Below are 14,579 nucleotides of genomic sequence, written 5' to 3' on the forward strand. Positions count from 1 at the left end.
ACATTTGAATGGCCGACAAGGAGCAGGTTCATGGGGGCAGTTACGTCTGGGCATTCGTTGTTGCAGGGCGCGTTGCTGGCGCTGGTCATGCTCGGGGCCGGCCATGCGCAGGCCGCCAGTTCGGTGCTGATCTGGCCGATCGATCCGGTGCTGGAGGCCGATCAACAGGCCAGTGCGCTATGGCTGGAAAACCGTGGCACGGAAACCGCCAACCTGCAGATCCGCGTGTTCGGCTGGAGCCAGAGCGGCTTTGCAGAGCAATACCAGAACCAGCGCGACGTGATCGGCAGCCCGCCAGTGGCGAAGATCGAGCCGGGGCAAAAACAACTGGTGCGCCTGACCCGGACCAAGGATGTGCCGCCGGGGCAGGAACTGGCCTACCGGATCATCATCGACGAAATCCCTTCTGCCCAGCCGCCGGCTGCCGAGGGCGGCAAGACCGCGGCCGCGATCCGCTTTCAGATGCGCTATTCGGTGCCCTTGTTTGCCTACGGCGCGGGGCTGTGGAGCAAGGAAGACAGCACCCGCCCGCGTGACCCCAAAGGTATCGGTGTGCCGCAGCTGAGCTGGCGCACGGTGGCGGTGGACGGTCGACCGTATATCGAAGTGCGCAATCAGGGCGCTGTGCATGCGCGGCTGACCGACGTCGCGATCAAACAGGGTGGACAGAGCAAGCCATTAGCCGAGGGGTTGCTGGGTTATGTGCTGCCGGGCGCGGTGATGCGCTGGCCGGCACCTGGAGCGTTGGCGAGTGAGTCGGCGTTGCAAGTGCGAGTCAATGGCGGGGCGCAGGTGCAGAGCATTGCGCCGGGACGCTGAAAAGGGAGCCATGCCGAGTGGACTTTTGTGGCGAGGGAGCTTGCTCCCGCTGGGTTGCGAAGCCGCCCCAAGCCATGTCAGGCAGTCCGCTTAAACAGTTCTGACGACGGCTGTGCCGCCGAGCGGGAGCAAGCTCCCTCGCCACAATGAATGCATCGTGTCGTCAAAATTCCAGAGAAAGATAACTGGCTTTGGCAAGAGTGGCATCAGGAGGATCGAGTCCATTGACGGACGTAAAGCGTGTATGAGCCCGGGATGGGCTCGTCGTATTCAGCGTCCGTTGTGGCTCATGACCGGCGCGTGGTGCCTGATGTTCGTGCAACCATCCCAGGCCGGCGAACTGCCGCCACCGCCCAGCGGCATGGAGGCCGTGAGTGATGCACAGTTGTTTCTGGAGTTGGTGGTCAATCAGATGAACACCGGGCGGGTGGTGGCGGTGCAGCAACGTGACGGGCATCTGTTTTTGCCGGCCAGCGTATTGGCTGAAACCGGGATGAAACTGCCGGGCAATCCTGGTGCTGAAGTTGATCTCGACGGCCTGCCTGGACTGCACAGCGAATACGACAGTGTCGGCCAGCGCCTGCTGCTGGTGGTGCCACCGCAGTGGCTGCCGGATCAGTTCATCGGTAATCGCGAGAACTATCCGCGCACCCCGGCGCTGAGCAGTTTCGGCGCGTTGTTCAACTATGACCTGTACCTCAACGACACCGACGATGCCGGCACTTATCTGGCGGCGTGGAACGAGGTGCGGCTGTTCGATAGCTGGGGCACGTTGTCCAACACCGGGCAGTACCGGCGTACCTTGTCCGGCGATTCGGTCAGCACACTGGGCAACGGCTACCTGCGCTACGACACCACCTGGCGTTACTCCGACGACGAGCGAATGCTCACCTACGAGGGCGGGGACGTGATCAGCGACGCCTTGCCGTGGAGCAACTCGGTGCGTCTGGGCGGTGTGCAGTTCTCGCGGGACTTTGCCGTGCGTCCGGATCTGGTCACCTATCCGTTGCCGCAGTTCGCCGGTGAGGCCGCTGTGCCGTCGTCGGTGGATCTGTTCATCAACGGCTACAAGTCGAGCAGCACCGACCTGCAACCGGGTCCGTATACCCTGACCAACATTCCTTTCATCAACGGCGCCGGTGAGGCCGTGGTGGTGACCACCGATGCGCTGGGGCGGCAGGTGTCGACCACGGTGCCGTTCTATGTCACCAGCAGTCTGCTGCAAAAAGGCCTGAGTGATTTCTCGGTGGCGGCCGGTACGTTGCGCCGCGATTACGGTTTGAAGGACTTCAGCTATGGCCCTGGCATGACCTCCGGCAGCCTGCGCTACGGTGTCAGCGACAGCTTCACCCTGGAAAGCCACGCCGAAGCGGCTGACTCGCTGACCCTCGGCGGGATCGGCGGCAATTGGCGTCTGGGCAATTTCGGCGTACTCAACAGCGCCATCAGTCAGAGCCGATTCGACGGCGACGGCGGCGAGCAGGTGAGTCTCGGTTATCAGTACAGCAGCCAGCGCTACAGTTTTTCCTGGCAGCGCCTGCAACGCCACGATCAGTACGCCGACCTCAGCGGGATCGACAGCCCTTATATCAGCCTCAGCCGGCGCAGCGAGCAGGCGACCCTGAGCGTCAACCTCGAGCGCTGGGGCAGCCTCGGTGCCGGTTATTTCGATGTGCGCGCGGCGGACGATTCGCGCACGCGTCTGCTCAACCTGAGCTGGAGCAAACCGCTGTGGCGCAACAGCAGCTTCTATCTGTCGGCCAACCGCGAGATCGGCGACAGCCACTGGGCGGTGCAAGCGCAACTGGTGATCCCGTTCGATCTGCGCGGCAGCCTGGCGATCAGCAGCGAGCGCAGCAAGACCGGGCAGAGTCAGCAGCGGGTTAATTACAGTCGTTCGGTGCCGACCGAGGGCGGGGTGGGTTTCAATCTGGGTTACGCCAAGGGTGATGGCCCCGATTATCGTCAGGCTGATGTGACCTGGCGTCTGCAATCGGTGCAGTTGCAGGCCGGTGTCTACGGCACGTCCGACGCCGAGACCCGTTGGGCCGATGCCAGTGGCTCGCTGGTGTGGATGGACCGCCAGGTGTTCGCCGCCAATCGCATCGACGACGCGTTTGTGGTGGTCAGCACCGAGGGTTTCGCCGACATTCCGGTGCGCTACGAAAACCAGCAGGTCGGTCAAACCGATAAAAACGGCCACTTGCTGGTGCCTTGGAGCAGCGCGTACTACCGCGGCAAATACGAAATCGATCCGCTGAATCTGCCGGCCAACGTGCGCAGCCCCAACGTCGAACAACGCATCGCCGTGCGCCGTGGCAGCGGTTATTTGCTGGAGTTTCCACTGACCCGGGTGATCGCTGCGAGTATTGTGCTGGTGGATGCGCAGCAGCGTGAATTGCCATTGGGCACGGGTGTGCTTCATGAGCAGAGCGGTACGCGCACGGTGGTCGGTTGGGACGGCTTGGTCTATCTGGAAAACCTCCAGGCGCAGAACTCGTTGCAGGTGACGCTGGCCGACGGCAAGACCTGCAACGCGCAATTCGCCGTGGATATGCAGCAAAGCCAGGTGCCGCTGATCGGCCCGTTGGTGTGCCAATGAGCGCGGCGCGGATTTGCCTGTGTCTGGCGTTGCTGCTGCCGGGGATGGCGCAGGCCTTGTGTTCGGTGGTCAGCACCACGCCGGCGGCGTTCGGTTCGATCAGTTCGATTGCCGTGCGCACCACGACGCAGCCCAGTTCCACGCTCAATGCCGGGTTGAGTTGTACCGGTTCGCTGTTGTCATTGCTGACCAGCAACGACCATTTCTACGCCACCATTACCTCGACCCAGAGCGGCTTGCTCGGGCCGACCGGTGACGTCATCGGCTACACGATCTACGCCAACAACAGCACCAGCTACCCGGTCACCCGTGGCACCGCCTTCGACTTCGCCCGCAACGGCATCATCGATGCTTTGGGGCTGCTCAACGGCACCACCCCGAAAACCGTGCCGCTGTACTTGGGCACGACCATTGGCAGTAACGTCGCCGCCGGGGTTTATACGGAAACCCTGAGCATTTTCTGGAACTGGAATTACTGCTCCGGGATCGGTATCGGCAGTGTTTGTCTGGGGCGCGACATCAATAGCGGTACCGCGACGTTGACGGTGAACCTGACCGTGTCCAACGACTGCACGATTACTGCGCCGAACATTGCCTTTGGCAGTGCACCGGTAATCAGTGCCTTTACCCCGGTGACCGGGCAGACCATCAATCTGGCCTGCACCAAGGGCAGTGCTTACACCGTCGGTTTGAGCGACGGACAGAACCCGGTCAGTGTCGGCGGTCGGCGGCGGATGATTTCCGGAAGTAATTATCTGGCCTACGATATCTTCAAAAGCGCTGGCACCACCCGGTGGGGCAGCGTCGGCAGCGCGCGCCGCTCCAGTACCGACGCCGAGGTGAATCCGGGGAATGGGCTGGGTACCGGAAGTCAGATCTTCAACTACAACGCGAAGATCTACACCGATCAGACCACACCGCCGGCGGGGACGTACCTGGACAATGTGGTGCTCGATGTAGGGTTCTGACTCATACGATGAGCCCCTGTAGGAGCGGGCTTGCTCGCGAATACGGTGTGTCATTCAGCAATGATGGTGGCTGATCTACCGCTTTCGCGAGCAAGCCCGCTCCCACAGGGGGATTGGCGCAGTTTTCACAATGGCAGTGACTGCCTCAATTGCTGCACCGCCGGCGAATCCGTCGGGCTGACCATCGCATAGTTGTACCCGCCACCGGACCAGTAATCGGCCTGCAGATCGCCGTCGCTGCGACTGCCGCGTGGCAGGAAGGTGTTCTTCGGCCCCGGTGGCCGCACGTAGAAACTGACCTTGTGGCCGCTGCGATCCTCATACACCACCATCGCCGCCGGGCCTTCATCGGTGCTGAGCAGGCGGCCACTGACCGGTTCGAAACCGGCGGATTTCAGATCCGGCAAGCGACTGGCCTGGGTGAAATAACGGTCGAGCCAATGCTGCATGTCGCCGTCAGTGTCGACCTTGTAGTCCGCCGGTAATATCCCTTGCTGGGCGATCAAACGATAGGCCTGCAAGGCATCGGTCATCGGTAGTGTGGAAGAGCGCACGAGGGTCATTTCCCGCGCCTGCCAGCCACTTAAACCGCCGATGCCGACCGCGATCAGCAACACCGCCGCGCTGGCCAGATGACGTCGCGACTGACGCTTGAGGCGCTGGCGAATCAGCGTGGGATCGAGCTCCGGATTGGCCGGTTGCTGCAAGGCACCGCCCAGGGCTGCGCGCAACAACTGGGCGTCGTGCTGCCAAGCGCGCACCTGCGCGGCGGCTTCCGGGTGAGTGGTCAGCCAGGTGTCGACCAGACGCCGGTCGGCTTCGTTGAGTTGGTGATCGACGTACGCGTGCAGGTCGCGCTCGCTGGGGGGCATGCTGATCATTTGAGTATCCGCAAGGAAGGGCTGCTGATTTCGCCGTCGCTGAGTTGGCGCAAGGCTTGGCGGGCGCGGGACAGGCGCGACATCACCGTGCCGGTGGGGACGTCCAGAATTTCGGCGACTTCCTTGTAGCTCAGGCCTTCGACCGAGACCATCAGCAACAGCGCGCGTTGTTCGGTGGGCAGGCGATCGAAGGCTTGCAGGGTCGATTGGGCGATCACGGTGCGCTCGACCGAGGGTTCGGCGTCGTCGCGACCGGTGAAGAATTCAAGCATCCGCGCATAACGACGCGAGCGCCGATGGGCGTCGAGAAATTGCCGATAGAGAATCGCGAACAGCCACGCGCGCACATCACCCTCGGCGCGTTTCGCACCCCAGCCGGACAGGGCCCGCTCGAGGCTGGCCTGCACCAGATCGTCGGCGCTGCTGCTGTTGCGGGTCAATGACACGGCAAAGCGGCGCAATCTGGGAATGATTTCTCTCAACTGTTCGTCGAATTCGCTCATGAATTTCTGCTAGTCACTACGCTGTGGACTAGGGAGACGTCTGCCGTTCGAGGTTATTCCACGTTCGGAAAAATAAATACCGGGCCATGGAATAAATCCCGCTGGGGCGCGTCTTGCTGATTCTTCCTACTTGTGGCCGATGGCCCTGGAGTTATTCATGGTTGATCGCACTTCACCGCCGGGCAGGCCGTCGCGCCCGCCCTTGAGTGCCGCGAGCACAGTGTTGCGCCTGACGGCGATTGCCGTGGTGGTTGCCGCAGTGGCCGGGGCGTTTGCCTACGTGCACGGTAACCTTGACCCACAACGTCTGACGCCCAAGGCGCTGGTCGATGTGCTGGAGAAAAACAACGGCGTGCATCCCGGGTTTCGGCGTAACCACGCCAAGGGCGTGTGCGTGATCGGGCATTTCGAGAGCAGTGGCGAGGCGCGGGCGTTTTCTTCGGCGCAGGTGTTCAACGAGGCGCAAACCCCGGTGGTCGGGCGTTTCGCATTGCCGGCGGGGAATCCCTACGCCCCGGACAGCAGCGTGCCGATCCGCAGCCTGGCGCTGCGTTTCACCCAGGCCAACGGTCAGCAATGGCGCGCCGGGATGAACAGCATGCCGGTGTTCCCGGTTGGCACCCCCGAGGCGTTCTATCAGTTGCAGCAGGCGCAGTCGCCGGATCCGGCCACGGGTAAACCGGATCCGTCGAAAGTGCCGGCATTCTTTGCCGCGCACCCGGAAGCCGTGCCGTTTCTGACGTGGGTGAAGACCGCCAAACCGTCGGCCAGCTATGCCACTGAAACCTACAACAGCGTGAATGCGTTCTATCTGGTCAACGCCAGTGGGCAGAAGCAGGCGGTGCGCTGGAGTGTCACGCCACTGGCGCGCGATGCCGCCGGAGCCTCGGCGCCGGAGGGGGCGGATTTTCTCGAGAAGGATCTGGTGCAGCGCCTGGCCGAGGGACCGTTGCGCTGGCAGTTGAATATCACCCTGGCCAACCCCGGTGATCCGGTGAACGATGCCAGCAAAACCTGGCCCGAGGGTCGCAAGGTGATCAACGCCGGCACGCTGGTGCTGGAGAAGACTCAGCCGCAGCTCAGCGGCGAATGCCGCGACATCAACTACGATCCGCTGGTGCTGCCAGCCGGGATCGAGGGCTCCGACGACCCGCTGCTCGCGGCGCGTTCCGCCGGTTACGCCGATTCTTATCTGCGGCGCACCAGTGAAGTCAGCCAATTGCCCGCCGCCCGTCAGGAGGCTCGCCCATGAGCACGCAACCGACTCATTTCGCGCTGTTGGCGCGGCTGCTGCACTGGCTGATGGCGCTGATGATCATCGCCATGTTGTTCATTGGCGCCGGCATGGTCACTTCGGTTTCACAGCGGCATGAATGGCTGATTCATCTGCACAAACCGCTGGGGATTGCGATTCTGCTGCTGGTGGTCGTGCGTCTGTTGGTGCGGTTTTCCACTCGACAGCCGCCGCTGCCGGCGGATCTGCCGGGCTGGCAGGTGATGGCGGCCAAGGCTTCGCATGTGTTGTTGTACGCCTTGATGCTGGTGCTGCCGCTGCTCGGTTGGGCGATGATCAGTGCCTCGGGGGAGCCGGTGATGCTCAGCAATACCTTGCAGTTGCCATCGATTTTGCCAGCCGACGCGCAAGTATTTGCCCTGCTGCGCAAGGCGCATGGCTATCTGGCGTACCTGTTGTTCCTGACTGTGCTGTTGCACCTGGCGGCGGCGCTGTACCACGGTTGGGTGCGCCGCGACGAGGTGCTCGACAGCATGTTGCGCGGTCGCGATCGCGATTAACCCGCTTGTGTGGCGCACCGCTGCGGTGCGCCACTTCTCAGGGTCAGCCACCAATAACCCAGCGCCACTGCGTTGATAACGGCGCCAAGCAGACACACGCCGGTCCAGCCGGCCCAGGCGTACATCGCCGTCGAGGTAATCGAACCCAATGCACTGCCGATCGAATAGAACAGCATGTAGCCGGCGGTGAGGCGGCTTTGCGCTTCAGGGCGCACGCTGTAGATCATGCTCTGGCTGGTGACGTGCACGGCCTGCAAGCCCAGATCGAGGGTGATCACGCCGAGCAACAGCGCCCACAGCGAGGACTGGGTGAGGGCGATCGGCAGCCACGAGGCGAGCATCAGCAGCAGCGACAGACCGCTGACCCATTGGCCCAGGCCGCGATCAGCCAGATGCCCGGCGCGCGCGGCGGCAAGTGCACCGGCGGCGCCGGCCAACCCGAACAGGCCGATTTCACTGTGCGACAGCGACAGTGGCGGGGCGGCCAGCGGCAGCACCATCGGCGTCCACAGCACCATGGCGCTGGCGAAGGTCAGCAACGCGAGAATCGCCCGTTGCCGCAGCACCGGCTCTTGCCGGAACAGACTGAACACCGAAGCGATCAGCGCGCCGTAACGGCTCGCCGGCTGCGAGACTTCATCCTTGGGCAATACGCGCAACAGCAGCAGCGCCATCAGCAGCGTCAGCCCCGCCGACAGCAGATAGATCGCGCGCCAACCCGCCAGATCAGCCATGACCCCGGCAATGGTGCGCGCGAGCAGAATGCCAACGACGATGCCGCTGGTGACCACGCCGACCACCCGGCCGCGTTGCGCCGGGATCGCCAGGGTCGCGGCGTAGGCCACCAGCACTTGCGTCACCACCGCGAGCAAACCGGTCAGGGTCATGCCGAGCAGCAACCACACACTGTTGGGCGCCAGCGCGATCATCAGCAGCGCGGCGGCCGAGAGCAGGGTCTGGGTGACGATCAGTCGCCGTCGGTTGAGCAGGTCGCCGAGTGGCACCAGCAATACCAGACCAATGCCGTAGCCGATCTGCGTCAGGGTAATGACAATGCCGATGGTTGCCGGCTCCATGGCGAAGGCCTCGGCCATGGCGTCCAGTAGCGGCTGCGCGTAATACACGTTGCCCACCGCCAGTCCACAGGCAATGGCGAACAGCAGCACCACACTGCTTTTGAGGGGTTGAGATTGCATGCCCTGATTCCTTTTTGGGTTTTAAATTAAAACCAAAATCAAAGTAGATAGTTTGGTTTTAATTTGCAACCTGATTGGAGGTGGCATTTTATTGCGCAAAAAAAAGATCGCAGCCACAGCTGCGATCTTTGGGTGGAGCGGGGGAGGGATCAACGCAGAGTGTCGACCATGTCTGCGATGGTGGTCAGCACGTCCTTGCCCAACTGTTTCGAGCGCTTGCCCGACCAGCCCGTTTTTTTGTCCGGATGGTCGTCGTGATCCTTGAACGGCATTTCCAGGGTCAGCGCCAGGCAGTCGTATTGCTGCCCGACCGCGTTGCAGGCCAAGGTCATGTTGGCCTGGCCCGGTTCGTCGCGGGTGTAGCCGTATTTGGTCTGGAAGTCTTTGGTGGTGTGCTTGAGGTGCGTGCGGAAATGCTCTTCGAGCTTCTCGATGCGCGGCGTGTAACCCGGGTTGCCTTCACAACCGGCGGTGAACACGTGGGGAATTTCTTCATCACCGTGTACGTCGAGGAACAGATCGACGCCGTACTTTTCCATCTGCTGCTGTACGAAAAGTACCTCGGGGCTGACTTCCTGACTGGCGCTCTGCCAGGCGCGGTTCAGGTCCTGGCCCATGGCGTTGGTACGCAGATGGCCGTGGAAGGCGCCGTCCGGGTTCATGTTCGGCACCAGATACAGATCCGCGCTGGCCAGCAGCTTGTTCAACACCGGGTCGTCGTGGCGTTCCAGGCGTTCGATCACACCCTCCATGAACCATTCGGCCATGTGCTCACCCGGGTGCTGTTGCGCGATGATCCAGATTTTGCGCTGGCCTTCGGCGCCCCTGCCCTTGCGCAGCAGTTGAATGTCACGACCTTCGACGCTTTTGCCGGTAGCCAGCAACTCGGTGCCGGCCTTGCTCAGCGCCTGCTCGATCAGCCAGTCGTGACGACCGCGGCTGTAGGGTTCGAAGTAGGCGAACCAAGCGTGAGTCTGCTCGGCTTCGAGGCAAAAGCGCAGGCTGTCGCCTTCGAAACTGGTAGGAATACGAAACCAATTCACATGGTCGTAGGACGCAACAGCCTGATAGCCAGTCCAGGCCTTGTTGTAAGAGGATTGACTGGCGTTGACCAGGCGAAACCAGTGTTCCTGATGAACATGCAGGCCGCTGGCCTTGAAGTGGAACCACTGAAAATGCGCGCTGCGGGTATCCGGGCGAATGGCCAGAACCGGGTTGAGCGGGTTGGAGATGTCGATGACTTGGATGTTGCCGCTGTCGAAGTTGGCGCTGATGTCGAACGAAGATTTGGCCACGGTCATAATCGGTTCCTGAATATGATTTTTATGGCGGCTACTTTACACGCAAGACAGGGCTGAAACCGAGGGAAATTGCGGGTTGCGTGGGGGGCGTCTTCCATGACGCGCAAGCAGCTTAGAGAGTGTGCGATTGATTCTCAAGTGCTAATTGTCATTAGTTTGCCCCAATCTGGCCGGGCTTTGCTTGCCAAGCGATATTCTTTTGATATTATCCGCGCCATCGAATTTGCAGCACCCAAAGACTTCATTAGCCTGAAGCCATAAGCCCGAAAAACGGGCAAAAAAAGACCCGGCAAAAAGCCGGGTCAAAAACCGTGATTAGCCTGATGAGGAGATAGTCCAGAAGACCGACCTAAGGTCTCTGGTCCATCGACTGATCTCGCGACCAGCTGCCTGCAATAATAATCATTATCATTTGCAAGTCAAATGTTTTTATCTGCGCGATTGGAAAACTCTTTCCTGTCCGTCCGCTTCCCGTGTCCGTTAGAGCTGTTCGCCATCAATTGAATGGTCGACCATCGCTCGCGCCATATCCACCATATGCACCACCGAAAATGCCAGGTCGCGGCTCGCGCCCTGCAGGTTTTCGGCTGCCTTGAAGGCGGTGGCGGCTGCGCAGCGCAACAGATCCGACGCGTGCACCAGAGCTTCTTCGCCGCTGAGATGGCGTTTCACATCAAAAAAACGTTCATCTACCTCGGGTTCTGACACAGCTGGTTTCAAGTAATAGTCCAGTGCTCGCTGCGCTGCTGCATTGCCTTGAGGGGAGGTGAACGTGGTGTCCATTTGCAGATCGGGCAAGTCTTTGCTGCTGATATTCATGGTGAAGGGTCACTCCTTGTTCGATTGAAAGTCCGTGCTTCCAGCATAGTACGATGCGTAGTTGTGACCAGAATTTAAATACTACAATATGTGTTTTGCCGGCCGAAGGCGGGGCAAGTAAGGTGCCGCACATGGATAAATGGATTGAGTTGGTCAAGGCCAAAATGAGTGAACTCAAAATCACTCAAACAGAGCTCGGAGAGCGCGTCGGCATGTCCCAGGGCGGGATCGGCCATTGGCTGAACAAACGTCGCGAGCCGGGTATTACGGAAATGAACCGCGTATTGCAGGCGCTGGGGATGGACTTCCTGGAAGTGGTGCTGGTGATTCGCGAGCCGCAGGAGACCGACGATGACGAGATGCCGCTGGCGCAGAAGTACAACCCGTATTTCCGCTATCCGGTCAGCGATTGGCACACGCCGTGCGAATCGCGTGAGAGTGCAACCGCCGCTTACGCCCCGTCACATGACAAGCAGCGCTTCGAACTGACGGATTATCACGCCCGTGGCGCAGCGTTCTGGCTGACCGTGACGGGAAATTCGATGACCGCACCTTCAGGTCAGAGCATCGCCGAAGGCATGCTGATCCTGGTGGACCCGGAGGTGGAGGCGCTGCCCGGCAAACTGGTGATCGCCCAGTGGCAGGGCTGCGATGAAGCGATCTTTCGCAAGCTCGACGAAGAGGGCGGCCAGCGTTATCTGGTACCGCTCAATCCGACCTGGCCCAAAGCCCTGTTCACCGATGAGTGTCGAATCATCGGCGTGGTGGTTCAGGCCACGGCGCGTTTCTAGTCCGATCGATCCTCGCTCGGCGTAGGATCGATCTCCCATTTACTCGGCTTCCAGTTCCACCAAAGCGCTGCCTTCGCCGACCATTTCGCCTTCCTGGCAATACAGCGCTTTGATCACTCCCGCATGGGGCGCGCGAATGCTGTGCTCCATCTTCATCGCCTCCAGCACCACCAGTTGCGCACCGGCCTCGACCGATTGCCCGGCCTCCACCAACACCCGCACGATGCTGCCGTTCATGGGCGCAGTCAGACCGCCCTGATGGCTGTGGCTGGCGTCGACGGCGCTGATCGGGTCATACGCCTGAATGCGCCGCAACTCGCCGTCCCATTGCAGGTACAGCGAATCGCCCTGGCGAATTGCCCGCAGGACACGGCGTACGCCATCGTGCTCGACCACCAGTGCTTCACCGGACAGTGTGGCGTTGCCTGAGCTATTCAGCGTCAGCGCCCGATCCTGGCCCTCGCAGCTCAAATGCAAAGTGACTTCTGCCGGCAGACCGGCGCGCAAACCACTGTTCAAGGCCCACGGCGACTCCGGATCATCCGCCCGAACAGTACCCGGCAAACTCTGCGCGAAAGCCTGTGCTGCGGTCTGCCAGAACTCATCGCTCAGCTCACCCGGAGCGGGCAGCAGCGTTTCCTGATAACGCGGAATAAACCCGGTATCCAGCTCCGCGGCGGCAAACGCGGGATGCGCGATGATCCGCCGCAGGAAGTTGATGTTGGTCTTCAAGCCGCCAATCGCGAACTCATCAAGCATGCTCAACAGCCGTAGGCGCGCCTGTTCGCGATCCTCGCCCCAGGCGATCAGCTTACCGAGCATCGGGTCGTAGAACGGCGAAATTTCATCGCCTTCTGCAACCCCGCTGTCCACCCGACGCCCAGGTCCTCCTGCCGATTCACGGTACAAATCCAGGCGACCGGTAGCCGGAAGGAAATCATTCGACGGATCTTCGGCATACAGGCGCACTTCAATCGCATGGCCATTGAGCGGCACCTGATCCTGGGTGATCGGCAGCGCTTCACCGCGCGCCACAAGAATCTGCCACGCCACCAGATCGAGGCCAGTGATCGCTTCGGTGACCGGGTGCTCGACCTGCAAGCGCGTGTTCATCTCCATGAAGAAGAATTCGCCACGCGCATCGAGCAGAAACTCGACGGTGCCGGCACCGACGTAACCGATCGCCTGCGCCGAACGCACGGCCGCTTCGCCCATGGCGCGGCGCAGTTCCGGGGTCAGGCCCGGGGCCGGGGCTTCTTCGACGACCTTCTGGTGCCGGCGCTGGATCGAGCAATCACGCTCGTTGAGGTACAGGCAGTTGCCATGCTGATCGGCGAACACCTGAATTTCCACATGGCGTGGTTTGAGCAGGTATTTCTCCACCAGCATCCGCGAATCGCCGAACGACGACTGCGCCTCACGCTGCGCCGAGGCCAGCGCTTCGGCCAGTTGGCTGACGTCCTCAACCACTTTCATACCTTTGCCGCCGCCACCGGCCGTGGCCTTGAGCAGCACCGGATAGCCAATGCGTGCGCAGGCATCGCGGAAGGTTTCGAGATCCTGCGCCTCGCCGTGATAGCCCGGCACCAGCGGCACACCGGCGGTTTCCATCAGCGCCTTGGCTGCGGATTTGCTGCCCATCGCGTCGATGGCCGAAGCGGGCGGGCCGAGGAAAATCAGCCCGGCCTGTTCAATGGCACGGGCGAAGCCGGCATTCTCCGACAGGAAACCGTAACCCGGGTGAATCGCCTGCGCGCCGCTGGCCTTGGCCGCTGCGATCAGTTTGTCGATTTGCAGATAGCTGTCGGCGGCTTTGCTGCCCCCGAGATCAACGCGGATATCCGCCTCCCGGCTGTGCCGCGCTTCGCGGTCGGTGGCACTGTGCACGGCGACGGTGGTCAGGCCCAGCGCCTTGGCGGTACGCATGACCCGGCAAGCGATTTCGCCACGGTTGGCCACCAGCAGGGTGGTGAGAACAGGTGCGCTCATCAACGCGGCTCCTTAGTGGTGGTTGCGGCTTGCCAGCTTGGCGCACGTTTTTGCAGAAAGGCGCGCAAGCCTTCCTGGCCTTCAGGGCTGACGCGGATGCGCGCGATGGCGTTTTCGGTGTAGCGGCGCAGCGCCGGGGTCAGCGCGCCGTTACCGACTTCGCGCAACAGATCCTTGCTGGCGCGCATCGCGGCCGGACTGTTGAGCAGCAGGTTGTCGATCCATTGCTCGACGGCTTGATCAAGCTCGGCGGCCGGGTAGCTGTCGGACAACAAACCGATTTCTCGCGCACGCTGCCCGCCGAAGCGCTCGGCAGTCAGCGCATAACGACGCGCGGCACGTTCGCCGATGGCCTGCACCACGAACGGACTGATCACCGCCGGTGCCAGGCCGATGCGCACTTCCGACAGACAGAATTGCGCGTCATCGGCGCCAATCGCCATGTCGCAGCAACTGATCAGCCCCAGCGCGCCGCCGAACGCCGCGCCCTGCACCACGGCCACGGTCGGGATTTTCAGCTTGGCGAGGTTGTACATCAGCTCCGCCAGTTCGCGGGCATCGTCCAGATTGGTGTGATAATCGAGCTCGGCCGATTGCTGCATCCACGCCAGATCGGCGCCGGCGCTGAAATGCTTGCCACGCCCGCGCACCAACAGGAAACGCAGGCTGGCGTCGCTGGCAACCTTGTCCAGTGCGAGGATCAGTTCGCGGATCATTTCGGCGTTGAACGCGTTGTTCTTTTCCGCACGGTTGAGCCACAGGGTGGCGAAACCCCGTGGGTCGTTGTGCAGTTCGAGGGTGTTGAAGTCGCTCATATTCTTCCGTCTCCACGGTTTCTGTGGGAGCGGGCTTGCTCGCGAAGACGGTCTGTCAGTTGCGGATACGTCGACTGATACACCGCTTTCGCGAGCAAGCC

Annotated in this window: 14 protein-coding genes and 1 pseudogene; 7 read left to right on the forward strand and 8 right to left on the reverse strand. The window is 61.7% G+C overall.

The features are described 5' to 3' along the window. Positions 1-30 precede the first annotated feature (30 nt). The 3 genes from QMX91_RS13975 to QMX91_RS13985 all read left to right on the forward strand — a co-directional run bounded on the left by QMX91_RS13975 (position 31) and on the right by QMX91_RS13985 (position 4,389). On the forward strand, positions 31-819 hold the full coding sequence (locus tag QMX91_RS13975) for a molecular chaperone (RefSeq protein ID WP_096795679.1): 789 nt from the start codon (positions 31-33) through the stop codon (positions 817-819). 244 nt (positions 820-1,063) lie between these two features. Continuing rightward, positions 1,064-3,421, forward strand: a complete 2,358-nt coding sequence (locus QMX91_RS13980) for a fimbria/pilus outer membrane usher protein (RefSeq protein WP_282412903.1) — start codon at positions 1,064-1,066, stop codon at positions 3,419-3,421. Next, positions 3,418-4,389 carry a spore coat U domain-containing protein gene (locus QMX91_RS13985; protein ID WP_098968113.1) on the forward strand — a complete coding sequence of 324 codons (972 nt, stop codon included), beginning with the start codon at positions 3,418-3,420 and terminating at the stop codon, positions 4,387-4,389. The genes QMX91_RS13980 and QMX91_RS13985 overlap by 4 nt, the downstream gene beginning before the upstream one ends. Positions 4,390-4,411: 22 nt before the next feature. On the opposite strand, the pseudogene QMX91_RS13990 reads toward QMX91_RS13985, so the two are convergent. From QMX91_RS13990 to QMX91_RS14000, 3 genes and pseudogenes are all read right to left on the reverse strand, one after another. Then, a pseudogene (locus tag QMX91_RS13990) lies at positions 4,412-4,495 on the reverse strand (metal ABC transporter ATP-binding protein); the annotation flags it as partial. 19 nt (positions 4,496-4,514) lie between these two features. Next, a complete protein-coding gene (locus QMX91_RS13995; protein ID WP_282412904.1) occupies positions 4,515-5,270 on the reverse strand; it encodes an anti-sigma factor in 756 nt (251 codons plus the stop codon). Then, the gene (locus QMX91_RS14000) at positions 5,267-5,773 is read right to left on the reverse strand and encodes a sigma-70 family RNA polymerase sigma factor (RefSeq protein WP_098968115.1); all 507 of its coding nucleotides are present in this window, start codon (positions 5,771-5,773) and stop codon (positions 5,267-5,269) included. Before QMX91_RS14000 ends, QMX91_RS13995 begins: the two co-directional genes overlap by 4 nt. Positions 5,774-5,930: 157 nt before the next feature. On the opposite strand from QMX91_RS14000, the gene QMX91_RS14005 reads away from it, so the two are divergent. Together QMX91_RS14005 and QMX91_RS14010 are read left to right on the forward strand one after the other, a co-directional pair. Beyond that, positions 5,931-7,025, forward strand: a complete 1,095-nt coding sequence (locus QMX91_RS14005; protein WP_282412905.1) for a catalase family peroxidase — start codon at positions 5,931-5,933, stop codon at positions 7,023-7,025. After that, entirely contained in the window at positions 7,022-7,567 is a 546-nt protein-coding gene (locus tag QMX91_RS14010) for a cytochrome b (RefSeq protein WP_135295411.1), read from the forward strand. The genes QMX91_RS14005 and QMX91_RS14010 overlap by 4 nt, the downstream gene beginning before the upstream one ends. On the opposite strand, the gene QMX91_RS14015 is transcribed toward QMX91_RS14010, so the two are convergent. Beyond that, positions 7,564-8,763: an MFS transporter gene (locus QMX91_RS14015; RefSeq protein ID WP_282412906.1), complete on the reverse strand. Its 1,200-nt coding sequence runs from the start codon at positions 8,761-8,763 to the stop codon at positions 7,564-7,566. The two genes, QMX91_RS14010 and QMX91_RS14015, sit on opposite strands and share 4 nt — an antisense overlap. Positions 8,764-8,912: 149 nt before the next feature. Continuing rightward, positions 8,913-10,064, reverse strand: a complete 1,152-nt coding sequence (locus QMX91_RS14020; protein WP_134785978.1) for a M14-type cytosolic carboxypeptidase — start codon at positions 10,062-10,064, stop codon at positions 8,913-8,915. A 96-nt stretch (positions 10,065-10,160) separates the two neighbouring features. Between QMX91_RS14020 and QMX91_RS14025 the strand changes: the two genes are divergently transcribed. After that, positions 10,161-10,325, forward strand: coding sequence for a hypothetical protein (locus tag QMX91_RS14025; RefSeq protein WP_158556651.1), 165 nt, complete (start codon positions 10,161-10,163; stop codon positions 10,323-10,325). A gap of 219 nt (positions 10,326-10,544) precedes the next feature. Here QMX91_RS14025 and QMX91_RS14030 read toward each other — a convergent pair whose 3' ends face one another. Further along, a complete protein-coding gene (locus QMX91_RS14030) occupies positions 10,545-10,883 on the reverse strand; it encodes a DUF3077 domain-containing protein (RefSeq protein ID WP_003223691.1) in 339 nt (112 codons plus the stop codon). A gap of 131 nt (positions 10,884-11,014) precedes the next feature. Here QMX91_RS14030 and QMX91_RS14035 point away from each other — a divergent pair, with 131 nt between their 5' ends. Continuing rightward, entirely contained in the window at positions 11,015-11,674 is a 660-nt protein-coding gene (locus QMX91_RS14035) for an XRE family transcriptional regulator (protein WP_027614618.1), read from the forward strand. 39 nt (positions 11,675-11,713) lie between these two features. Here QMX91_RS14035 and QMX91_RS14040 read toward each other — a convergent pair whose 3' ends face one another. Both QMX91_RS14040 and QMX91_RS14045 read right to left on the reverse strand, forming a co-directional pair. Continuing rightward, on the reverse strand, positions 11,714-13,663 hold the full coding sequence (locus QMX91_RS14040) for an acetyl/propionyl/methylcrotonyl-CoA carboxylase subunit alpha (RefSeq protein ID WP_134785979.1): 1,950 nt from the start codon (positions 13,661-13,663) through the stop codon (positions 11,714-11,716). Then, a complete protein-coding gene (locus QMX91_RS14045; protein ID WP_098968120.1) occupies positions 13,663-14,478 on the reverse strand; it encodes a gamma-carboxygeranoyl-CoA hydratase in 816 nt (271 codons plus the stop codon). Before QMX91_RS14045 ends, QMX91_RS14040 begins: the two co-directional genes overlap by 1 nt. Positions 14,479-14,579 lie beyond the last annotated feature (101 nt).

Origin of the sequence: Pseudomonas sp. PS01299 (genome assembly GCF_029960145.1) — a bacterium.
Classification (GTDB): domain Bacteria; phylum Pseudomonadota; class Gammaproteobacteria; order Pseudomonadales; family Pseudomonadaceae; genus Aquipseudomonas; species Aquipseudomonas putida_A.